Below are 21,752 nucleotides of genomic sequence, written 5' to 3' on the forward strand. Positions count from 1 at the left end.
ATCAATCGATCTCCTCCTCCCTCCTGGCTACTTTTCGAGCCCGCTTCGGCGGGTTTCTTTTTGTAGTCGCAGTTCGCTCGTTCACTCAGCGGCCCGTACCCGTGGCGGCCGGCACCCACGGGACCAGAATTCCCAGTGTTCGCGGGCGCCAGGCCAGTGTCAGGGCGATGCCGAAGGCAGCCCCCGCCAGAGCCATCACCCACACCAGCGAAGCCATCGAGCCGTGGTCCACGCTCAGACACAAAGCCAACGATCCAACCAACGCGGCGGCGCCTGCCACGCGCAGCGCCACTGCCGTGCGGCGGGACTGGGGGGGGGGCGTTGCCGAGTGCCTCGTCCCAGTGCACTTCCATGGACAGTGCCAGCCACCCCATCCCGGCGACGTTGGCCGCTACGGCGGCCAGCAAAAGCAATGCGTCAAGCACGAGAAGCCCCAGGTATGCCCTGGGCGGTGCGGCCCACCGTTGCGGCAGCGCTCCGCGCTCGCTGGCGAAGCCTGCGGGCCGCTACCAGGGCCAAAGCGGCGGCAGTCAGCAGGGCCAGGTCCATGCCCGCCACGGGCCAATAGCCGTTAGCAAGTGTGCGCAGCAGATGGTCGCCAGTCGTGGTCCAGTTCAGCAGCACGGCAACCACCGCCAACGCGGCCGCGGCCCAGCACTGCTCGGCCCACGCGGGCGCCATCCGGCCCTGCCCCACCGGCGCCGTGCGCCACACGCCATGCAGAAAAGCCAGCACCCAGGCGCCCCAGAACACGGATTGCTCCCAGGTGCCCCGGCCCGGCAGATCGGTCGGCAGCACCCGGTTGCCGATCAGCATGGCGAAGGTGGCGATGAGCATGCCGGTCACGGTGGTCACCGCGAAGGCGTCCACCCAGCGCGCGCCGGAGAGACCTTGCCTGGCGTGCTGGCGCTTGCGCTTTTCCACGAAGAAGATGAAGCCGGTGGCGATGCAGACGCAGCCCGACAGGCCGCCCAGCACGTACAGCCAGCGCAGCAGCCAGTGCCGGAAATGCTGCAGGTGCAGGCCGGTGAGGAAGTTGTTGATGCCCGCGATCGCCGTGGGCGGCGGGTCTTCGCGCAACACCTCGCCGGTGGCGCCCTTGAAGTGGATGCCCTCCCCCGTGAGCGTGACGCGGTCGGTGCCGGCGCGGAACACGCTCACATAGGCATTGGCATCGCCCACGTGCTGCACGTTCAGATAGCCGACCTCGCCCGCCATGCCCTTGGCGGCCCAGCGGCGCTGGGCCTCGGCCACCATGGCGTCCACCGAGGCGAGCATGCCGGGCGTGCCCGCGCGCTTGGCCGGCAGGCCGGTCTCCAGCGCTTCATGCTGCTCATGCAGTTCGTGCAGCGGATGCAACTGGGTTTCGGTGACGGGAAAGTAGATGCCGCCGAAGATCACCAGGCCCGAAAGCGCGAAGATGAAATGGAACGGCAGCGCCACCACGCCGGTCAGGTTGTGCAGATCAAGGGCGCTGCGCTGGGTGTGCTTGCGCGGCCGGAAGGTGAAGATCTCGCGGAAGATCTTGCGGTGCATGACCACGCCGCTGACCAGCGCCACCAGCATCATCAGCGCGGCGAAGCCCACGATCCAGTAGCCCAGGCTTTTCCATTCCAGGTGCAGGCTGTAGTGCAGCGGGTAGAAGAACCGGCTGCCGATCTTGAGGTGGTCGTCCGGCAGCGGATTACCGTTGCGTGGGTCGATGGTGCGCGTGCCCCACACCTGGTCGTCCGCATCCTTGGCATTGGGCAGGGCGAAGCTGGTGAACATGCCGAGCACCGGATCGCGGTGGGTGGTGTAGGCGCCCCAGCTGTTCACGATGGGGAAGGTATCGGCCAGCGGGCCGTTCACCCGGCTGCGAGCCGCCTCGAGGTTGGCGGCATCGGGCCGCGTCATGGTTTGGAAGGCCGGCTGCAGTACGCGGTCGAACGACGGCATGGGCTGCGGGGCGAACCGGGTTTCGGGAATGGCCCAGCGGTCGATTTCGCGGTCGAACACCGACAGCGAGCCGAAGAAGAAAACGACCATGAGCACGAAGCCCAGCACCAGGCCGAACCAGGTGTGCAGCCAGGCCATGGTGAGCCGAAAGTTCTGGAACACGGGACGAATGCCTTTCCGCTAAAGACAGCACAGACAGGACCGACAAGGCAACGGGACGGACACGAAAACCGCCGGCACAGGGGGCCGGTCAGATCAGCGCCATCTGCACCAGCGACGCGGTGCCGGCCATCAGGGCGCCGCCACCCGCCAGCACCAGCCAGACACGGCCGAGCCGGGAATCCGAAAAGGCCCAGAGGAAGGCCACCAGAAACACGATGAAGCCCACGATGTAGCCCATGGCCTCGGCATCGTGGAATGGCATGCCCGCCGCGAATGCCAGGCCCACGCACAGCGCGATGAATCCCCAGGTGAATGCGTAGCCGCCCAGCATGCCGGCCGCGATGCGCGAGACGACATGCAGGCGGGACGCTGCAGTGCTGCCAGCCATCGTTTGCCTCGGTTTCAAAATGCGATTGGTTCTCAATTATGCCTGCGGATGCGTCCTCCGAAAACCCATGCGCGGCATGGGCCCACCCGCGCGGCCAGGCCTGTCGCGGCGGCCGGCTATGCTCTGCGCCTTGTCCTGCCCGGCCTTCTTCGCACCTTCTTCGCCCCTTCCTTGCTTATGTCACGTGCCCGCCTCACCCTCCTGACCCTGCTGCTGGCCATGCTGGCCGCCATCGCCGCCACGGCCTGGTGGGTGGCGCAGGGACGCATGCGCGCCGCGCGCGCCCAGGTCGCGCAGCTGCAGCAGGAGGTGAGCCAGAAGACCGAGCAGTTGCTGGGCTACACGCGCTATACCGACTACCTCACGGTGGGCAAGCAATCGCTGTCGGAGCAGATGAAGCTCATGGCGGCCACCGTGGTGCGCGAGGAAGGCACCACCCAGATCGTCGAAAAGTCCGTGCTGGGCCTGGCCTCCACAGGCGTGGTGGCGATCTGGTACTCGGCCGAATACTCGTTCGGCTACGACCTGCGGCCCCAGAGCTACGAACTGCGCAGCACCCCGGCCGGCATCGAGATCCACCTGGCCAAGCCGACGCTGGTGGCGACCCCGGCCATCAGCCAGTTGCGCCACCGCGTGCTGTCGGGCGGCCTGCTGACCGACAACAAGGGTGCGGTCATCCGCCTCACGCAGGAGGCGTCGCAGCGCGCTGCCAAGCAAGGCGCGGCCATGGCGTCGGACCCAGCCGTGATGGCGCTGTGCGAAAAGAGCCTGATCGCGTTCCTGTCGGATTTCCTCTCGCGCCAGCCCGGGGTCAAGGCCGTGCCGCGCATCACGGTGGTGTACCGATAGGCCTTCGCGCAGCGGCCGGACGGCCGCGTTGACACAGCCGGTCAGCGCAGCGCGACGTGTGTGATCCACAGGGTGAGCAGCGCCGCGCCCAGCCCCAGGGGCATCACCCAGGCGCCCAGCCGCAGGAACTGCCAGCCACTGACCGATTGGCCTTCGCGCCGCAATGCGGCCAGCCACAGCAGTGTGGCCAGCGAACCGGTGATCGACAGGTTGGGCCCGATGTCGATGCCCATCAGGGCCGCGGCCCGCATCGACGGCGAGGCGTTCGCGGCATCCAGCGCCGCCCCCGCCAGCAGGCCGGCGGGCAGGTTGTTGACGAGATTGGCGGCGATGCCCAGCAAGGCGCCCACCCCCACGTCCGCGCCGCCCGGCCAGGCCGTGGCCGCCTTGCGCAAGGCATCGGCCAGCAGCCCCACCACGCCGGTGTACTCCAGGGCCTGCACGAACACGAACAGCCCCGCCACCAGCGGCAGCACGCTCCAGGACACCGAGCGCACCGTGGGCCAGACAGCGCTGCCGCACCCGATGCGCAGCAGCGCCAAGGTCACCAAGGCCGCCCCCAGCGTGGGCCAGCCGAGCGGCACGCGCAACCACGCGCAGGCCACCAGCACCACCACCGACACGGCCAGCCCGGCGGCCGCCAGGGCGCCGCCGCGGCTCAAGGGGCTGGGAGGCACTTCGGTGCGGATGGTGGCGTCGATGCGGTGGCGCAGCGCGAACCGCAGCGCCAGGAAGGTCGCGGCGATGGACGCCAGCGAAGGCAGCGCGAACAGCGCCAGCCACTGGGGCAACGGCGGCATGTGCCCGCCCCAGAGCACCAGATTGGCCGGGTTGGAGATGGGCAGCACGAAACTCGCCGCATTGGCGACGAAGGCGCAGATGAAGAGGTAGGGCAGCGGCGAGGCACCCACCGCGCGGGCCACGGCGAACACCGCGGGGGTCAGCACCACCGCGGTCGCGTCGTTGGACAGGAACACGGTGACCAGCGTGCCCACCAGATAGACCCAGGTGAAAAGCCGGCTGCCAGAGCCGCCGGCACGGCGGGCCGCCAGGGCCGCCAGCCAGTCGAACACGCCCTCGCGGCGCGCCATCTCCGACAGCAGCATCATCCCGGCCAGGAACAGGTATACGTCTTCGCCGCGCAGCACGCCCTTCCAGGCCTGGCTGGCCGGCAGCAGCCCGAAACCCACCAGCGCCAGCGCGCCCGCCACGGCCCACACCGCTTCGGGCAGGCGCCAGGGGCGAAGGATGACCGCACTGGTCGCCACGGCGACCACGCCCCAAATCCACTGCTGCGGTGCAAGCATGAAAGCCTTTGTTCCAAAAGATTGATCGACGGCAGGAAAGAGGGCAAAAGAAGGAGCGCCCAGGACCCGGGGGGCGCGCCCGCCGTTCGCCCAGGCCGCTCTGCGGGGGATTCTATGCAGCGGCCCTAAGCGCACCACGTCGGACACGATCGAAGGATCGGGATGGCGAAACGGCAGCGCCAAGACCCCGCGGGCACACGGCCGACGGCGGCCCCTTACGATGGCGGCCCAAGGAGTTGAGCCTGTGTTTGAGTTTTTCGAAAAGCGACTTCCCCCCTACCCCGGCAACGAACCCACCCTGCCCCCCAAGGATTTCATGGCTTTCGTGTGGTCCGGCACACGCGGGCTGCGCCGCTACGTGGTGATGATGGCGGGCCTGTCGGCCGCTATCGCGGTGTACGAGGCCCTGCTGTTCGCCGTGCTGGGCCATGTGGTGGACTGGCTCACCCAGGTCAGCCCCGCGGCGCTGTGGGCCGAGCGCCGGGGCACGCTGGCGCTGGTGATCGGCATGCTGCTGGGCAGCATCGTGCTGGTGGCGGTGCAGACCAGCGTCAAGCACCAGACGCTGGCCATCAATTTCCCGCTGCGCCTGCGCTGGAACTTCCACCGGCTGATGCTGGGCCAGAGCATGGCCTTCTATGCCGACGAGTTCGCGGGCCGCATCACCACCAAGATCATGCAGACGGCCCTGGCCGTGCGCGACATGATCTTCACCACGACCGACGTGGTGATCGGCATGGGGGTGTACCTGTTCACCATCCTGCTGCTGGCCGCCGGCTTCGACCTGCGGCTGCTGGTGCCCTTTCTGGTGTGGATCGTCTGCTACGGCCTGGCGTGCTGGTACTTCGTGCCGCGCCTGGGCCAGGTGGGCAAGGCGCAGGCCGATGCGCGGTCGGTGATGACCGGGCGCATCACCGACGCCTACACCAACATCGCCACCGTCAAGCTGTTCTCGCACACCCGGCGCGAGGCCGAGTTCGCCCGCGCGGCCATGGATGCGTTCAAGCACACGGGCTACGCGCAGATGCGCTGGTGAGCCGCTTCGAGATCGTGAACCACATCCTGGTGGTGGCCATGATGATGGGCGCCTGCGGCACGGCCCTGTGGCTGTGGTCGCTGGGCCAGGTGGGCGCGGGCGCGGTGGCGGCCGTCACCGCGATGGCGCTGCGCGTGTCGGGCCATGCCCACTGGGTGATGTGGGAGATGACCACGCTGTTCGAGAGCGTGGGCACCATCCAGGACGGCATCAACACCCTCACCCGGCCACACACGGTGGTGGACGCGCCCGATGCGCGCCCCCTGGCCGTGCCGCGCGGCGAGGTGCGGTTCGACAACGTGACCTTCGCCTACCAGGGCGGCAAGCCGGTCATCGACCGCTTGAACCTCACCATCCGGCCGGGCGAGAAGATCGGCCTGATCGGCCGTTCGGGCGCCGGCAAATCGACGCTGGTGAACCTGCTGCTGCGCTTTCATGACGTGCAGACCGGCCGCGTGCTGATCGACGGGCAAGACATCGCGCACGTGACGCAGGACAGCCTGCGCCAGGCGATCGGCATGGTCACGCAGGACACCTCCCTGCTGCACCGCTCGATGCGCGACAACATCCTCTACGGCCGGCCCGACGCGAGCGAGCAGGACCTGCACGCGGCCGCCCTTCGGGCGCAGGCCGCGGACTTCATCGACACGCTGACCGACCTGCAGGGCCGTCGCGGCTACGACGCCCACGTGGGCGAGCGCGGCGTGAAGCTCTCGGGCGGCCAGCGCCAGCGCGTGGCCATCGCGCGGGTGATGCTCAAGGATGCGCCCATCCTGCTGCTGGACGAGGCCACCAGCGCGCTGGACTCCGAGGTCGAGGCCGCCATCCAGCAGAGCCTGGACGGGCTGATGCAGGGCAAGACGGTGATCGCCATCGCCCACCGCCTGTCCACCATCGCCGCGATGGACCGCCTCATCGTGCTGGATGCCGGGCAGGTCATCGAAGAAGGCACGCACGCGCAGCTGCTGGCACAAGGGGGTGTGTATGCCCGGCTCTGGGGCCACCAGAGCGGCGGATTCCTGGGCGAGTCGGAAGAGGACTGAGCGCGGCGCGCCGGGGCCTTGCCTCGACAGGGCCCCGGCGCAGATTCCACGCCGGCAGATAGCTATCATTCATATAGCAATCTGGCAACCATGTCCGAGCGCATTACCGGAGGTTACAGGTCGGCGGCGCCGTGCTCTTTAGACTCCCGCCTTTCCTTGCGCAATGCGGTTGACGCCGCAGGCCGCACCTTCCCTCCCCTTCCCACCCATTCATCACTCTTCAGAGGGAATCCCATGTCCGTTGCATCCATTCTCGGCATCTCGATCGGCGCAGGCGTCGGCACCTATTTTTCGCTCAAGAAGAACCCCATGCCGCAGGGCAAGCGCGTGCTCATGTGCGTGGGCGCCGGCGTCGTCGTTTTTCGTGCTGCTCAAGATCATTCTCTGAGCGGCGCGGCGGCCCCGCGCTGCGGCAGCGGGGCCTAGCAGCCCATGGCGAGGCGGCCGCCGCAGCGCCGCCCCCCTTCCCTTCTTCCCGTCTACCCTCCCACGCTTTCAGGCCGTCCTCCGGCGCCCGGGCATCACGTCCCGAACACCAGCGCCTTGTGCAGCCACACGCCCGCCATCAGCCCGTTCGCGGATGCCAGCGTCGCGTTGTGGCCCGGCATGGCCGCGTCTCCCGCGGCAAACACACCGGGCACCATGGTCTGCTGCGTGGCATCGGTGCGGATCACCAGGCCGGCCGGCCCCTCGTCGAAGGCGCAGCCCAGTTGCTCGGCCAGCGGGCTGGCCATGTGCGTGCGCGGCGGCACGAACAGCGCCTCGATCGGCACCCGGCGGCCATCTTCCAGGCGCACGCCCGACAAGGCGGGTGCGTCCCCTTCCAGGCCCGCGATGCGCGCCGGCTCGAGGGTGATGCCGCGAGCGGCCAGTTGCGCCAGCGATTCGGCATCGGGCGCCTCGTGGCCATTCAGGAACAGCGTCATCGGGCCCCAGTCGGCCACGAGCAACGCGTGGTGCACCGAGGCGGGCGCGGCGTACAGCGTGCCCAGCGGCCGGCCACCGACCTCGTAGCCGTGGCAATACGGGCAATGCAGCACGGTGGCGCCCCAGCGCTCGCGCAGGCCATCGACGGCAGGCAGCTCGTCGCGCACACCGGTGGCCAGCAGCAGCTTGCGGGCGGCCAGCGACTCGCCCGAATCCAGCGTCACGGCGAATCCACCGTTATCGCCTTCGGCCAGCGGGCCGGTGGCGCGCGCCTGCGTCGCCGTTCCGGCATTGAACGTGACGGACGGATAGGCCAGGAGCTGGCGGCGCGCCAGCGCGATCATGTCCTGCGGCCGCTCGCCGTCCTGGCCGAAGAACCCGTGCGACGCCGCCGCGAAGCGGTTGCGCGGCGCGCCCGCATCCACCACGCACACGCTGCGCCGGGCGCGAGCGATCTGCATGGCGGCGGACAGGCCGGCAAAGCTGCCGCCGATGACCAAGGCATCAAACCGCATGGGACACCTCCTTCATCGACAGGCCACTCTGGGCGAAGCGGCGGTGGAAGTCGCGCGACAGATCGGCCAGGGTGATCTGCTCCAGGCGCGCCAGCAGCAGCGCCTCGGCCTCTCGATAAGTGCCGTCGAGCGCGGCGTTCACCGCCTGCTCCACCAGGCATTCCGGGCGCTCGGTGCGGTGGCCGACTGCGAGAAACGGCGGCTCGCCCACGGCGCGGTGGATGTCGGCCAGGCTCACCTCCTCCAGCGGGCACGACAGCACCCACCCGCCGCCATGGCCCTTGGCAGAGGCGACGAAGCCCGCCTCGCGCAGGCCCGCCATCACCCGCCGCACGACGACGGGATGCGTGTGCATGGCCTGGGCCAGCGATTCGGAGGTGGACGGAGTGTCGTTCTCGGCCATGTGCAGCAGCACGTGGAGAACGCCGGATAGCTTGCTGTCTTGTTTCATGCAACATTATTAGTTGCATGAAAAAGATCTGGCAAGCGAAGGGGCATGCGAGGCGGGCGTCTCCCCGCGCCGATGTTTCAGCCCTGGCGCGGCGGCAGCACCCTGGCCGGGTTGCCCACCACGGTGGCGCCGGCAGGTACATCGCGCGTGACGACGCTGCCCGCGCCGATGATGGCGTCGTCGCCCACCGTCACGCCGGGCATCACCAGGGCGCCGGCACCGATCCACACGTTGCGGCCGATGGTCACCGGGCGGCCGAACTCCAGGCCCTGGGCCCGCTCCTGTGGCGACCGCGGGTGGTCCGCCGCGAGCAGTTGCACGCCCGGCCCGATCTGCGTGCCGTCACCGATGCGCACTTCGACCACATCCAGGATCACGCAGTTGAAGTTGAGGAACACCCCCGTGCCCAGGTGGATGTTGAAGCCGTAGTCGCAGTGGAACGGCGGGCGCACCACGGCCCCCTCGCCCACCGAGCCCAGGTGCTCGGCCAGCAGCGCGCGCCGCTCGGCGGGGTCTGCGGCCAGTGCCGCGTTGTAGCGCACGAGCCAGCGTTTGTTGGCCGCCATGTCGGCCTGGAGTTCGGGATCGCCGGCGTGGTAGAGCCGGCCGGCCAGCATGTGTTCTTTCTGTGAGGTCATCGGGCCATTGTGAAGGCGCCGCGGGCGCAGGCGGTCGCCCGGGTGACCCCGCGGAGGGGTTAAAGCCAAAATGGCCACCAGCACAATCAACACTAGGGCATACAGCTATTAAATTGATAGCAAACAGAATGCCGCGCGTTGTGTGCCGCGCATTGTGGCCCGTCAGGCAACGGGGCCACCGCCGTCGTCCGGCGCCACGGGCTCCACCGGTGCCCGCACCACCCCCAGCCGCAGACCGAGCACGCCCAGGATGCGGTTCATCGTCTGCACCGTGCCCGGGCTGCGGCCCTGCTCGATGTCCTGCAGCGCGCGGTGCGAGATGCCCGCCAGGCGCGCCAGTTCGGCCGAGGTCAGCCGCAAGGTGCTGCGCAGGTGGCGGATGGACTCGCGCAGGGTCCATTGCGGGTGGTCCAGCAGGTCCTGCACGGCCTGGCGGCGCAGCAGCAGTTGCTGTGCCAGTGGAAGGGGGGTGTAGCGTTTGTCCATGCGAAAGGGGCCCGCTTTTCAAGTGTTGATGTCACAGGGCCTGCAGCGCCTGCACCTGGGCCGCGATGGCGGGCTGCAGAAAGCGGTGCACCTCCGGCTCCAGGCCGAAGCCACCGCCGTCGCGCGCCACTGCTTCCAGGGGGCCGGCCAGGTCCCGCAAGGCCTGGGCCAGCGGGGCGCGCGGCAGTCCGCATTCGGCGGCGACGGCGTCCAGCACCCGGCGCCAGTCCGGCGCACCGTCGTCCCCCACCGCCCAGCGGATGCGCCGCGCGATGCCATCGGGGTGCAGGTACATGGGCGCGAAGTCGAACACCGGCGTGAGGGCGATGCGCCCGTCGAAACCGCGCTGCACGGCCGTGTTGCGCGCGTGGTTGTCCTTGTTGCCCAGGGCCAGGTTGGCCACGTCGCGGCGCAGGTACTCCGCCACTTCGGCAGCGGGATCGGTGCACACGCGGGCCAGCTGGCGGCACACTTCCTCGTGCGAGGGCACGGCGCCGAAGCCCGCCCGGCCGGTGAGCGTGGCGATGCTTTCCTGCGCCAGCCGCACCACGCCGCCGCCCTGTCCCGAGCCACGCGCCGCGTCGCCGGCGATGCGGTCGAAGCGCGGAATGAAAAGCGCCCGGTCGCGCAGCACCAGCGGCGCGTGGACTCGCAGCCCCAGGTGCCGGGCAATGTCCATGTAGGGCGCCTCGTGCCGCAGGATGGCCGCGAGTCGCTCGTTCGTGCCGCGGCCGAACTTGACGATGAAATGCGCTGCCGCCTCGCCATCGGGCAGCGAATGGTCCAGGTGCAGCAGGCCATCGCTGGCCGAGCGCGTGAGCAGCACCTTGGGCCATTCGCCCTGCACGCCCGACGACCCGGCCACGAAAAGCCCGTGGCGGCCCAGGTAGTCCATGAAGTCGGACGACCGCTCGGCCACCTCGGCATCGGTGAAGCCGCGGCGCGGCCCGGTGCGCGCCTGCAGCCAGTCGGCCGCCTCTTTCACCCGCAGGTGGCCGATGGGGTTGCCGGCCCCGGCCAGCAGCAGCGGCCAGTCGGCCACGGCTTCCGACGCCTCGGGCAGGCCCAGCTGGCGCAGCAGCTCTTCGCGGCCATGGCCCTGTGGCAGCAGGTCCGCCAGAAAGCCGGGCCACTGGCGCAGCTCCAGCGGCTCCAGCCCGGTGGCGAAGCCGCTGGCCAGCGCCCAGGCATCGCGCCGGCCCCCGTGCTCCACAGCCCATTCCACCGCATAACCGGTGTAGCTGGGTGTGCGCCAGCCCTGGGCGGGATCACCCAGCAGCAGGACGCTGGCGGCGTCGTGCCACCGGCCTTGGGCGTGGATCTGGAGCGTGCATTGCGGCTGCATATGCACAGAAATATATCAATATTGCTGCCTTTTAGCCATGCAATATGGATAGTTTTCTGCCAAAAAATGGGTAATTGCGGAGCGGAACCTTCTTTGCCCCGCGACACCACTGGCTTACTTGAGCACGCCTCGCGAAATATCCATCACCATGCGCGTGGCCAGGTACAGCCGGGGCACGATGGTGTCGATCTGCACGTATTCGGCGTTGTTGGAATGTGCCCCGTAGCCCGACAGGCCCATGCCCTCCACCACGGCACCGCGGGTCTTCAGCGCGGCGAACGCCGCGTCGGTGCCGCCGCCGGTGGCCTTGTCCACCACGTTCAGGGGCAGGCCCAGTTCCTGGTAGATGGCCTTGCCGTGGCCGGCCACGCGGCGCGAGGCGTCGTTGGCCTCCAGCGGCGGGCGGCGCACTTCGAACTTCACCGACACCTTGGATTCGGGCAGCAACTTGGTCTGCACCTTGGCCTGCAGTTCTTTTTCCAACCCGTCGAAGTCCGCCACGCGCAGGGCGCGGGCGTCCGCCTGGGCCGTGGCCTCGGCGGGAATCACGTTGCGGTTGGTGCCGGCCTGGGCCACCGTCCAGTTCAGTTTGAGGCCCTGCTCGGGCCTGGACAGGTCCTTGAGCTGCAGCAGCTGGTGCGACAGCTCGTAGAGCGCATTCACGCCCTTTTCGGGCGCGGCGCCGGCGTGCGAGGCCCGGCCCTGCACCGTCAGGTAGGCCGCGCCGATACCGCTGGTGGCCAGGCGCAGGCTGCCGTCCGTGCCGCCGCCCTCGAAGGAAAACACCGCATCCTGGTCGGCCGCGACGCGGGTGATGGTGCTGCGCGCTCCGGGCGAGCTGATTTCCTCATCGCCGTTGATCAGCACGGTGAGCGTGCCGTACTCCTTGAAGCCGAGTTTTTGCAGCAGGCCCACGGTGTGCAGGATGGTGGCCACGCCCTGCTTGTCGTCCGCGATGCCCAGGCCGTAGGCCTTGCCGCCATCGATGCGAAAGGGCTGGTCCTTGAGCATGCCCTTGAGATACACCGTGTCCATGTGCGCGATGAAGAGGATCTTCTTCGTGCCGGAGCCCTTGAACTCGGCATGCACCGCCGGGCCCACCTTCTCGGGCGTGTCGTCCAGGCGATAGATGTCGGTGGGCTGCAGGATCTCCACGGTGCCACCCTGGGCCTTCAGTTGCTGGGCAATGCGCGCGGCGATCTGGTTCAGGCCGTCGATGTCCTTGCTGCCCGATTCGATGTGCACCAGGTCGCGCAGCGTGTCCAGCAACGGTTGCTGCTCCTTTTGCGCCAGGGCGTGCACGTCGGGCACCGGTGCGGCCTGGACCAGGGTGCCGGCAAAAGCGAGGGACAGGAATGCGATCAATGGACGCACGAACGATGAAGGGGTCTGCGAGGAATGCATGGTGGCAACAGTGGGCATGAATGGGAGAAAAGCCATTATGGGCCGCTGCAACGAAAACTTCACGCCCTCTGATTTCTTGCAATATCCCATTCAACTGCGGGACTGCGATAGGGAGAGATCGGTTGCGACCCACTGCGGATCGATGCGCGATGGCCGGGTACGCAGTTCGAACAGCCACATGCCATACAGCGGCAAGGCCTCGGCGAGTTGAAGCGCCCTAACCACCGGCGTCGCGGCGCCGAGCAGTGCCGGATGGGGCACGACGGCCAACAGCTCGGATTGCCCCACCAGATGGAGCATGCTGGCGAAATCGGGACAGCGCACCGCGATCTTGGGCACAGGCATGCGGCGCACGCGGTGCGCCTCGGTGAGCACATCGACGGGACCTTTGACGCTGGGCCCGACGCAGGCCCACGCAGCGCCCTGCAGCTGCGCCAACGTTCGGGCCCGTGCCAGGGGATGGCCGCGGCGGGCATAGACCTGCGGCTGGAGCTCGTAAAGCAGGCGCTCGGACAGGTCCGGGTGCGCAAATTGGCGCGGCTTGGGCGCGATGACCGCATCGAACCGCCCCTGCAGCAGCCCGGCGAGCAACGCGCCCTCGTCCGCCGTCGCCATGTCGAGGCTGCGCCGGGGATTAGGAAGGCACCAGCGCGCATACAGCACGGGGCCCCAGACCAGGGCGGCGGATGGCGTCAGCCCGACGCGCAGCACGTTCCGGTCGGGTGCAGGCACTGGCTTGAACCCCAGCGCTCCCATGCGCTGCCCCAGCGACGACGATTGCGCCGCCACCGATCGCGCCAACTCGGTCGGCACATAGCGGCGCCCCGCTCGGACCAGCAAAGGGGCGGAAAAGTGCGCCTGCAGCGCCTTCATTCCCTGGCTGATGGCAGGCTGGGAGACGCCACAGGCCTGTGCGGCCCGGGCAAAAGAGCCATGCTCGACGACCGACCGAAGGTATTGCAGATGGCGCAGATACATAAGCACCCTTTATGTATTGGCACCGATTGTGGCTTGCCGGACAGTGCCGGCGCCGCCAAGCTACGGCGATCTCCCCAGCGACCCACCAAGGACACCGCATGACCACGCACCCGCTCGACACCGTCAAGGCCTACCTGGGCCACCTCCACGCCAGCGATACCAAGGGCCTGATCGCCTGCTTCGAAGACGACGGGCTCGTGCACTCGCCTTTTCTCGGCACCCTGGGCGCCCGCGAGTTCTTCCACCGGCTCGCGCAGGCCTCGAATGGCAGCGTGATCACCGTGCTGGACCTCTTCGCCTCGGTGGCACCGCAGGACGGCGGCGCCGTGCGCATCGCGGCCTACTTCCGCTACGACTGGACTTTGAGCGACGGCCGCGAGGTGACCTTCACCTGCGTCGATGTCTTCACCTTTGACCCCGGCAGCCCACGCATCCGGGCCATGCAGATCGTCTACGACACGCATCCCCTGCGCGAACAGGTCGGCGACAAATACGCACCGGCACCGCCGCCGACTACAGCAGCGTGACGGCCTTGAGCGCAACGAAGCTCGTCTCGCGGATCACGCCCACGAAGTCCTGCAGGTAGTGCCGGCCCGACAACTGAGGCAGGCAGGCCGCGTGCAGCTCGCCCATCAGGCCCTGTTCGCCCACGGGCCGGGCGGTGACATAGCCGCGGTCCAGATAGCTTTGCACCGCCCAGAGCGGTAAGGCCGCCACGCCGCGGCCGCTGGCCACGAGCTGCAGCATGGCGACGGTGAGTTCCGTGGTGCGCCGGGGCGGGCGGATGCCGGCGGGCTCCAGCACCTGGCGCACGATGTCCAGCATCTCGTCAGGCACCGGGTAGGTGATGAGGGTCTGGTCGGCAAAGTCCTGCGCGGCCAGCCACGGCTTGTCGGCCAACGGGTGCCCGTTGGCCAGCAGCGCGCGGATCTCGAATCCGAACAGCGGGTGGTGGTCGACGCCCGCCTCGTCGCCGTCCACCTCCGACACGATTGCCAGGTCGGCCCGGTCCTGGTGCAGCAAGCCCACCGGATCGGCGTGAAAGCCGCTCACGATGTCCATCTCCACCTCGGGCCAGCGGCTGCGGAAAGCGTCCATCGCGGGCATCAGCCAGTCGAAGCAGGTGTGGCATTCCACGGCGATGCGCAGTTGACCGGCGGACGCCATCGACAGCCGCGCCACGTCGCGCTCGGCCGCCTCCACCTGGGGCAGCAAGGCATCGGCCAGCGCCAGCAGCCGCGTGCCGGTGGCGCTGAACTGGGGCGGCACGGACTTGCGCTCGAACAGGGGCGCGTTGTAGCGGTCTTCCAGCAGCTTGATCTGGTGCGACAGGGCCGACTGGGTGAGATTGAGCAGTTGCGCGGCGCGAACCAAGCTGCCGCTGTCGCGCAGGGCGGCCAGGGTGCGCAGGTGGCGGATTTCCAGGATCGACTGGTTCATTAGATATTCTCAAGATGAGGGCACAAAACTTTCGTTTGAATAATAAAGGCAATCACCGGACCATGGCGGCCTGCCTCAGCGCACCACCCATTCAAAGGAATTTCGACCATGGCCCAATCACCCATCTCCACCCACACCCTCGGTTTTCCGCGCATGGGCGCACACCGGGAACTCAAGGTCGCGCTGGAAAAGCACTGGCGCGGCGACCTGACCGCTGAGGCGCTGGAGGCCGTGGGCGCCGATCTGCGCGCCCGCCATTGGCAGGCCCAGCGCGACGCGGGCCTGGCCTTCGTCACCGTGGGCGACTTCGCCTACTACGACCATGTGGCCAACCACATCCAGCTGCTGGGTGCCGAGCCCGCGCGCTACGGCTTCGTGCCCGGCCAGCCCGAACTGGCCCGCTACTTCAAGATGGCCCGTGGCGAGTCCACCGCCACCGCGGCCGCCTGCCAGGGCGAGTCGGGCCAGGGCGCCTGCGGCCACGCGCCCGCCACGCCACACGCCAGCCAGTTCGCGCTGGAGATGACAAAGTGGTTCGACACCAACTACCACTACCTCGTGCCGGAATTCACGCCGTCCACCACCTTCCGGTTGGCCAGCGAGCGCCTGTTCGACGAGGTGGCCGAGGCGCAGGCCCTGGGCCACCCTGTCAAGGCGGTGCTGCTCGGGCCCCTGAGCTTTCTGTACCTGGGCAAGGAAAAGGCCGAGGGCTTCGACCGCTTTTCGCTGCTGCAGCCGCTGCTGGACGTGTACGAACAGATCCTCGCGCGGCTCAAGCGCCAGGGCGTGGCCTGGGTGCAGATCGACGAGCCCATCCTGGGCCTGGACCTGCCCGATGCCTGGCGACACGCGTTCGAGCCGGCGTACTGGCAGCTCAACCGCGCCGGCGCCCAGGTGCTGCTGGCCACCTACTTCTCGCCCCTGCAGGAAAACACCCGGCTCGCGTGCCAGCTGCCCGTGGCCGGCCTGCACGTGGACGCCGTGCGGGCGCCGGAGGACCTGGTCGCCGTGACCGACTGGCTGCCCAGCCACAAGCTGCTGTCGGTCGGCATCGTGGACGGCCGCAACATCTGGCGGGCCGATCTGGACGCCGCGCTGGAGCGCCTGGCCGCCATCGCCGCCAAGCACCGGGGGCCGCTGTGGATCGCGCCTTCGTGCTCCCTGCTGCACGTGCCTTTCGGCCTGGCGTCGGAAGACCGGCTCGATGCCGAGGTGAAATCCTGGCTGGCCTTCGCCCTGGAAAAGCTCGGTGAGCTGCAGACCCTGCAGAGCGCCCTCAACGGACAGCCCGATGCGGCGGCCCTGGCCAGCGCGCGCGCCGCCATCGACAGCCGCCGCTCCAGCCAGCGCGTGCACCGCCCCGATGTGGGCCGGCGCCTGGACAGTGCCCCGGCCGGCGCCGACCAGCGCACCGCCCCCCTTCCCTGTCCGGCAGACCGCGCAGCGCCAGCGGCTGCAACTGCCGCTGCTGCCCACCACGACCATCGGCTCGTTCCCGCAGACCGCCGAGATCCGCGCCGCCCGCGCCGCCGTCAAGCGCGGCCAACTGGCCCCGGACACCTACCGCGCCGCCATGCAGGCCGAGATAGAACGGGCCGTGCGCACGCAGGAGGCCCTGGGCCTGGACGTGCTGGTGCATGGCGAGGCCGAGCGCAACGACATGGTCGAATATTTTGGCGAACAGCTCGACGGATTCGCCTTCACCGCCAACGGCTGGGTGCAAAGCTACGGATCGCGCTGCGTGAAGCCCCCCATCCTCTTCGGCGACGTCGCCCGGTCTCGGCCAATGACGGTGGACTGGACCGCCTTCGCGCAAAGCCTCACCCCGCGCCCCATGAAGGGCATGCTGACCGGGCCCATCACCATCCTGCAGTGGTCTTTCGTGCGCGACGACCAGCCGCGCAGCCGCACGGCCGAGCAGATCGCCTGGGCGATCCGCGACGAGGTGACCGACCTGGAAGGCGCCGGCATCGGCATCATCCAGATCGACGAGCCCGCCATCCGCGAAGGCCTGCCGCTGCGCCGCGCGGACTGGAAGACCTACCTGCAATGGGCGACCCGGGCGTTTCGCATCAGCGCATCGGGCGTGCGTTCGACCACGCAGATCCACACCCACATGTGCTACAGCGAGTTCAACGACATCCTGCCCGAGATCGCGGCCATGGATGCCGACGTGATCACCATCGAGACCAGCCGCTCCGACATGGAGCTGCTGCGGGGGTTCGGGGAGTTTCAGTACCCCAACGAGATCGGTCCTGGCGTGTACGACATCCACTCGCCCCGCGTGCCCGGCGTGCAGGAAATGCGGCGCCTGCTGGAGAAGGCCGCGCAGGTCGTTCCGGTGGAAAACCTCTGGGTCAACCCCGACTGCGGCCTGAAAACCCGCGGCTGGCCCGAAACCGAAGCCGCGCTGCGCAACATGGTGGACGCCACTCGCTCGCTGCGACGCGAGTGGGCAACCTTGAACGTGGCAGAGCCAGAGGTGGCAGCCAGCGCCTGAGAACTTTTGATGGCTTATTTGGGTGCTGCGTCGACCATCGCTTTGGCCGCAGCTTCGACGGTCTTGCGATTAGCCTCAGCCATTTTGGCAATCACGTCGCGAATAGCCGCTTGTTCCTGAATCCTGACATTCAACTCAGTCAGCGCGTTCGCGTTGGCCTCCTGCTGTTCTTGCATCCGTATCAGCCGCTGCGTCTTTTCGTCAACCTGGATTTCTTCATGAAAACCTTGGTTTCCTGGACCAGCATTGATGTGCACATCGACATCGATGTCGCGCTCATCGTCGGAGCCGCTGTCCGAAGGAGGCGGCCCTTCCATGTGCACATCGATTTCTTCATGGGTGTCATGATTTTTTCGGCGCGGTGCTGATGTGGACATCCAGGTCCAGCTCAGTCTCACTGTCGGAATCGGTGTCCGAAGGAGAGGGCGCGTCCATACCCAACTTGATTTCTTCCGGGCTGCTGTGGCTCGGCTTCACCGGCAACGGTGGTGGCGGGGGTGGCGTGGGCGGGCCGCTGACAGGCACCTCGGTCGCTTCGGCAGGTACCTGCTCCTTGGAAGGAGGCGTCATCGTGATGATCGCGTCTTCATTACCGCTATTGGTCTTCTGCATTTTCTGGAAAAGCGGGCTGCTGTGAATGTCATTCAGCAGGGAGGCTTTACCGTCATCGGAATTTTTACCATCGCGCGATTTGATCAGGCTGTCGCGTACCGCTTCGGCACTCAGTTCTCGCTTCTGGCTCTGAATCAGCGAGTTCTTTCGCAGCAAATTGATGTTGGAGCGCGGTGCCAAGCTGCCTCCAAGCTCCCCTTTCGATTGGCTATTGGCCTGCAGGCCGTCGGGGCCACCCAGGCTTTTGCGCGATTCCGACCTCTGAAGGGTCGGCTCCTTGACGGAACCTGAATCCTTCAGGCCGGGAAGCCCTCCCAGCTTATTGGAGGAAAGGTTATTCACAGAAGTAGTCATGGCAAGCCTGGGCGTGGATCGATGGTGATCGAAGTGTGCGCAAGCCCGCCGCCCTTCCCCCAAAAGTAGCGAAGGCATCACCCTCGAAGCGAAGGCGGCAGCACAACTTTGCATCGGACCCCTCCTACGAGTGCAGGGCCCCCAGTCCTGCCGAAACAATTGTTTCAGCATTCGACACTTGGTCTACCGATACTCACCTACTCCAAAGGAAACCATGTCTATTTCTCTCATCCTGCTCATCGTGCTGATCTTGATCTTGATCGGTGCCCTGCCTACCTGGGGCCACAGCCGCTCGTGGGGGTACGGTCCCAGCGGCGGTATCGGATTGGTGGTGGTGATCCTGCTGGTCCTGCTGCTGATGGGCCGGATATAAGCCCGATCGACGCCGTGCTATCGCGGTGTCGATTTTTCAAAAAGGCGGCCTACCAAGGCCGCTTTTTTTTCGTCTGTTCGGCTTAAGAAACACCCCAGAACAGGGCCAAAGCCAACAACCCATAAAAAGAGAGACCGACGATTCCCAATCCGGCAGTCGTAAAGACGCGTTCCCCGTCTCGTTTGAACGACAGAGCGCCCGACGGGCCATGAATGCGGCTTTCTTTGGCTTGCATTCGCTCTCCGCGCCAACGGCCCCCACTGGCAAAGCCGATCACCAGCCGGCCTGTGAACACGAAGAGGAGTTCGAAGACCGACCAAAGAAAAAAACCAATCAGATCACCCACGAGCGAAGTCCTAATGCGGAAGCCAGCAAGGATGCTGAGTATTGCAGGTGCTGCGATTCAGTCCTGAGCCGGCAAATGTTCGCAAGTGCGGCCCTTTGCCCACGGCCCCCGTGGCTCTCACCACCGATCACGCAGGCCGTTTCTCCGCCGCGATGAATGCCATCGAGAATCGGGCGAACTCCTTGCCGTCCACCACCCCATTGGCATTGCCCCCCTGATCCATCAACTGCAGGATGGCCTGCGACAGTTCGCTGTTGGCGGTCTTGGCGCCAGATGTGTCTCCCAGGCCCTTCATGAATTCTTCCTGGGAGATCTTGCCGTCGTGGTTGGCATCGAACCCGGCCGTCAGCTGCTCTTTCTGCGCCTGGGTCGCGCCGAACTGGGTGAGCAGCTCTCCAAAATTCTCTGTGGAGACCGACCCGCCCTGCGACGACGCGAGGGAAGACCGCGCCGCCAGGCCCCGGGCGGATGCGGCCGCGCTCTGGCCCGCGACGCCGGACAGCGCCTCGGCTTCTTTGCTCAAGGTGATCTGCGTGGAGGGCTCGGCGGGCGAAGCGCCGCTGTCCCGCGCGGAAGCCGAGGGTTTCGCCGCCCCGGAAGACGACGCGTTGAACAGCAGGGATGCGACCGATGCAAGGCCGGAAATAAGGGGTGTCATCGCCAAAGTACTCCTGTCGGTGGCGAAGCAGTCCACACAAGAAAACGCCCTTCGCCCGGCCCATGCAGGGTAGGCCCTGGCGAAAATTCCAATGGGGCGAAAAAGCCCCGATCTCCAGGCCATTAACTGTCATGGCTCACCCGAGCCGCCCACCCGAGCCGCCCCATTGATGGCCCTCCGGTGCCACGCGCAATGGCGGCCAGCGATCGGGAAATCAGACCCGCTCGGATACCACGCGGGCACCCAGCGCCCCCGTCGGGGCATGGCCCGGTACCGGCTGCCGGCGCCGGACGAACTGATACGCCAGCGCCAGCAGCACGAACCAGGCGGGCGTGGCCAGCAGGGCCTGCCGCGTGTCTGCCTCGAACGACAGCAGCACCACGATGCCGGCGAAGAACGCCAGGCACACGCCGCACATCCAGGCGCCGCCCGGCATCTTGTACAGCGAGGCCGCATGCAGCTTCGGCCGCTGGCGACGGTAGGCCATATAGGACAGCAGGATCATCGACCAGACGAACATGTAGAGGATGGCCGAGACGGTGGTCACCAGCGTGAAGGCCTCCACCAGGTCCGGAATCACCCACATGAGAAAAGCGCCGGCCAGCAGGCAGGAGCAGGAGAACAGCAGTCCGCTCGAAGGCACGCCCCGGCGCGACAGCTTCGCGAAGCGGCCGGGCGCCACGCCTTTCTCGGCCAGACCGAACAGCATGCGGCTGGTGGAAAACACCCCGCTGTTGGCCGACGAGGCCGCCGAGGTCAGCACCACGAAATTGATCACGCTGGCCGCCGCGGGCAGCCCGGCCAGCACGAACAGCTCGACGAACGGGCTCTTGCCGGGCACCACTTCGCGCCACGGGGTGACCGCCATGATGGCCACCAGCGAGAACACATAGAACACGATGATGCGCAGCGGAATGGAGTTGATCGCGCGCGGCAGCGTGCGCTCCGGGTCCTTGGCCTCCGCGGCGGTCGTACCCACCAGCTCGATGCCCGCGAAGGCAAACACCGCGATCTGGAAGCCGGCGAAGAACCCCATCCAACCGTGCGGGAACATGCCGCCGTCGTTCCACAGGTTGGCCAGGCTCGCCGTGCGACCGGAGGGCGAGACGAAATGGGCGTAGACCATGTAGAACCCGGTCGCCACCAGCGCCATGATGGCCACGATCTTGATCATGGCGAACCAGAACTCGATCTCGCCGAAGAGCTTCACCGTGAGCAGATTGAGCGACAGCAGCAGCCCCACGCAGGCCAGCGCCGGCGCCCACTGCGGCAGGTGGGGGAACCAGAACTGCGAGTAGGCCGAGATGGCGATCACGTCGGCAATGCCTGTGATGATCCAGCAGAACCAGTAAGACCAGCCGGTGAAGAACCCGGCCCAGGGGCCGAGCAGATCGGCCGCGAAATCGATGAAGGACTTGTACTGCAGGTTGGACAGCAGCAGCTCGCCCATGGCCCGCATCACGAAAAACAGAATGAAGCCGATCATCATGTAGACGAACACGATCGACGGCCCCGCGAGGCTGATCGTCTTGCCAGAGCCCATGAAGAGGCCGGTGCCGATGGCCCCGCCGATGGCAATGAGCTGGATGTGCCGTTTGGACAAACTGCGCTGCAGATGGTCGCTGTCGTGCCGGCCCGGAATGTCGGGCGAAACCTGGTTTGCCATGGAAAACCTCCTGATTGATGTTGTTTCCTCGCGAAGGGCATTCAGGGCGGCCACTGCCGTGTCTGGATGGATCGCGCTTCCGGGCTTCTCTCCCAAGACGCACGGCGCGGTACGCCGGACTGGCCCGGCTAAGGGTATTCCCTCCCTGACCGATGGAAGGGCGGGAGGATAAACCAGTCACGCCCCAAATGGGTGCAGCGCTGCATCCAAAGGTTGGCGGATCCGGTCAGCCGCGTGGCTGTGGGACCCAAGGGCAAGCCGAGCAGTGGATCCGCAACGAGGGCCCGCCATGGTGTGGTGTATCAGGGGGGTAGGTCGCTCATCGGCCCGGACTAT

The 21,752-nt window shown here is 67.3% G+C and carries 22 protein-coding genes and 2 pseudogenes; 7 read left to right on the plus strand and 17 right to left on the minus strand.

Annotation, left to right across the window (positions count from 1 at the left end):
- Positions 1-85: 85 nt before the first annotated feature.
- The 3 genes from AC27IO_RS02800 to AC27IO_RS02810 all read right to left on the minus strand — a co-directional run bounded on the left by AC27IO_RS02800 (position 86) and on the right by AC27IO_RS02810 (position 2,488).
- Positions 86-292 carry a DUF3325 family protein gene (locus AC27IO_RS02800; RefSeq protein WP_498737172.1) on the minus strand — a complete coding sequence of 69 codons (207 nt, stop codon included), beginning with the start codon at positions 290-292 and terminating at the stop codon, positions 86-88.
- A gap of 125 nt (positions 293-417) precedes the next feature.
- Positions 418-2,100: a PepSY-associated TM helix domain-containing protein gene (locus AC27IO_RS02805; protein ID WP_498737174.1), complete on the minus strand. Its 1,683-nt coding sequence runs from the start codon at positions 2,098-2,100 to the stop codon at positions 418-420.
- 88 nt (positions 2,101-2,188) lie between these two features.
- Positions 2,189-2,488 carry an iron uptake protein gene (locus tag AC27IO_RS02810; protein WP_272569545.1) on the minus strand — a complete coding sequence of 100 codons (300 nt, stop codon included), beginning with the start codon at positions 2,486-2,488 and terminating at the stop codon, positions 2,189-2,191.
- 177 nt (positions 2,489-2,665) lie between these two features.
- On the opposite strand from AC27IO_RS02810, the gene AC27IO_RS02815 reads away from it, so the two are divergent.
- Positions 2,666-3,337: a hypothetical protein gene (locus tag AC27IO_RS02815; protein WP_284404359.1), complete on the plus strand. Its 672-nt coding sequence runs from the start codon at positions 2,666-2,668 to the stop codon at positions 3,335-3,337.
- 41 nt (positions 3,338-3,378) lie between these two features.
- On the opposite strand, the gene AC27IO_RS02820 is transcribed toward AC27IO_RS02815, so the two are convergent.
- Positions 3,379-4,644 carry an SLC13 family permease gene (locus tag AC27IO_RS02820; RefSeq protein WP_284425607.1) on the minus strand — a complete coding sequence of 422 codons (1,266 nt, stop codon included), beginning with the start codon at positions 4,642-4,644 and terminating at the stop codon, positions 3,379-3,381.
- A gap of 244 nt (positions 4,645-4,888) precedes the next feature.
- Here AC27IO_RS02820 and AC27IO_RS02825 point away from each other — a divergent pair.
- Positions 4,889-6,723: pseudogene (locus AC27IO_RS02825) on the plus strand (ABC transporter ATP-binding protein).
- A 234-nt stretch (positions 6,724-6,957) separates the two neighbouring features.
- Positions 6,958-7,149: a hypothetical protein gene (locus tag AC27IO_RS02830; protein ID WP_498737178.1), complete on the plus strand. Its 192-nt coding sequence runs from the start codon at positions 6,958-6,960 to the stop codon at positions 7,147-7,149.
- Positions 7,150-7,244: 95 nt separating this feature from the next.
- Here the strand turns inward: AC27IO_RS02830 and AC27IO_RS02835 are convergent, their stop codons facing one another.
- The 7 genes from AC27IO_RS02835 to AC27IO_RS02865 all read right to left on the minus strand — a co-directional run bounded on the left by AC27IO_RS02835 (position 7,245) and on the right by AC27IO_RS02865 (position 13,467).
- Positions 7,245-8,165, minus strand: a complete 921-nt coding sequence (locus tag AC27IO_RS02835; protein WP_498737179.1) for an NAD(P)/FAD-dependent oxidoreductase — start codon at positions 8,163-8,165, stop codon at positions 7,245-7,247.
- Entirely contained in the window at positions 8,155-8,616 is a 462-nt protein-coding gene (locus tag AC27IO_RS02840) for an Rrf2 family transcriptional regulator (RefSeq protein WP_272569551.1), read from the minus strand. Before AC27IO_RS02840 ends, AC27IO_RS02835 begins: the two co-directional genes overlap by 11 nt.
- Before the next feature lie 77 nt (positions 8,617-8,693).
- Positions 8,694-9,254 carry a sugar O-acetyltransferase gene (locus tag AC27IO_RS02845; protein ID WP_498737181.1) on the minus strand — a complete coding sequence of 187 codons (561 nt, stop codon included), beginning with the start codon at positions 9,252-9,254 and terminating at the stop codon, positions 8,694-8,696.
- A gap of 162 nt (positions 9,255-9,416) precedes the next feature.
- Complete coding sequence (locus AC27IO_RS02850; RefSeq protein WP_284399824.1) at positions 9,417-9,740, minus strand: helix-turn-helix domain-containing protein; 324 nt, start codon at positions 9,738-9,740, stop codon at positions 9,417-9,419.
- 31 nt (positions 9,741-9,771) lie between these two features.
- Positions 9,772-11,085: a type II toxin-antitoxin system HipA family toxin gene (locus AC27IO_RS02855; protein WP_487088287.1), complete on the minus strand. Its 1,314-nt coding sequence runs from the start codon at positions 11,083-11,085 to the stop codon at positions 9,772-9,774.
- A gap of 114 nt (positions 11,086-11,199) precedes the next feature.
- The gene (locus AC27IO_RS02860; protein ID WP_487088289.1) at positions 11,200-12,489 is read right to left on the minus strand and encodes a M20/M25/M40 family metallo-hydrolase; all 1,290 of its coding nucleotides are present in this window, start codon (positions 12,487-12,489) and stop codon (positions 11,200-11,202) included.
- 90 nt (positions 12,490-12,579) lie between these two features.
- Positions 12,580-13,467, minus strand: a complete 888-nt coding sequence (locus AC27IO_RS02865) for a LysR family transcriptional regulator (protein ID WP_487088291.1) — start codon at positions 13,465-13,467, stop codon at positions 12,580-12,582.
- Between the two features lie 98 nt (positions 13,468-13,565).
- Between AC27IO_RS02865 and AC27IO_RS02870 the strand changes: the two genes are divergently transcribed.
- Positions 13,566-13,994 carry a nuclear transport factor 2 family protein gene (locus AC27IO_RS02870; protein ID WP_498737184.1) on the plus strand — a complete coding sequence of 143 codons (429 nt, stop codon included), beginning with the start codon at positions 13,566-13,568 and terminating at the stop codon, positions 13,992-13,994.
- Here the strand turns inward: AC27IO_RS02870 and AC27IO_RS02875 are convergent.
- Positions 13,981-14,907, minus strand: a complete 927-nt coding sequence (locus tag AC27IO_RS02875) for a LysR family transcriptional regulator (RefSeq protein WP_272563647.1) — start codon at positions 14,905-14,907, stop codon at positions 13,981-13,983. The two genes, AC27IO_RS02870 and AC27IO_RS02875, sit on opposite strands and share 14 nt — an antisense overlap.
- Positions 14,908-15,015: 108 nt before the next feature.
- Between AC27IO_RS02875 and metE the strand changes: the two are divergent.
- A pseudogene (gene metE / locus AC27IO_RS02880) lies at positions 15,016-17,407 on the plus strand (5-methyltetrahydropteroyltriglutamate--homocysteine S-methyltransferase).
- A gap of 14 nt (positions 17,408-17,421) precedes the next feature.
- Here the strand turns inward: metE and AC27IO_RS02885 are convergent.
- Both AC27IO_RS02885 and AC27IO_RS02890 read right to left on the minus strand, forming a co-directional pair.
- The gene (locus AC27IO_RS02885) at positions 17,422-17,784 is read right to left on the minus strand and encodes a hypothetical protein (RefSeq protein WP_487088298.1); all 363 of its coding nucleotides are present in this window, start codon (positions 17,782-17,784) and stop codon (positions 17,422-17,424) included.
- Entirely contained in the window at positions 17,750-18,373 is a 624-nt protein-coding gene (locus AC27IO_RS02890) for a hypothetical protein (RefSeq protein WP_487113982.1), read from the minus strand. Before AC27IO_RS02890 ends, AC27IO_RS02885 begins: the two co-directional genes overlap by 35 nt.
- A 214-nt stretch (positions 18,374-18,587) precedes the next feature.
- Between AC27IO_RS02890 and AC27IO_RS02895 the strand changes: the two genes are divergently transcribed.
- Positions 18,588-18,746: a DUF3309 family protein gene (locus AC27IO_RS02895; RefSeq protein ID WP_284404388.1), complete on the plus strand. Its 159-nt coding sequence runs from the start codon at positions 18,588-18,590 to the stop codon at positions 18,744-18,746.
- Positions 18,747-18,828: 82 nt separating this feature from the next.
- On the opposite strand, the gene AC27IO_RS02900 is transcribed toward AC27IO_RS02895, so the two are convergent.
- Both AC27IO_RS02900 and AC27IO_RS02905 read right to left on the minus strand, forming a co-directional pair.
- Positions 18,829-19,092 carry a hypothetical protein gene (locus AC27IO_RS02900; protein WP_487088302.1) on the minus strand — a complete coding sequence of 88 codons (264 nt, stop codon included), beginning with the start codon at positions 19,090-19,092 and terminating at the stop codon, positions 18,829-18,831.
- Positions 19,093-19,219: 127 nt separating this feature from the next.
- Entirely contained in the window at positions 19,220-19,615 is a 396-nt protein-coding gene (locus tag AC27IO_RS02905; RefSeq protein ID WP_487088304.1) for an EF-hand domain-containing protein, read from the minus strand.
- Here AC27IO_RS02905 and AC27IO_RS02910 point away from each other — a divergent pair.
- Positions 19,608-19,823: a hypothetical protein gene (locus AC27IO_RS02910; protein WP_498737188.1), complete on the plus strand. Its 216-nt coding sequence runs from the start codon at positions 19,608-19,610 to the stop codon at positions 19,821-19,823. The genes AC27IO_RS02905 and AC27IO_RS02910 overlap by 8 nt on opposite strands.
- 141 nt (positions 19,824-19,964) lie before the next feature.
- Here AC27IO_RS02910 and cycA read toward each other — a convergent pair whose 3' ends face one another.
- Positions 19,965-21,416: a D-serine/D-alanine/glycine transporter gene (gene cycA, locus AC27IO_RS02915; protein WP_498737190.1), complete on the minus strand. Its 1,452-nt coding sequence runs from the start codon at positions 21,414-21,416 to the stop codon at positions 19,965-19,967.
- Between the last annotated feature and the right edge of the window lie 336 nt (positions 21,417-21,752).

Source organism: Acidovorax sp. KNOB132 (genome assembly GCF_057541515.1).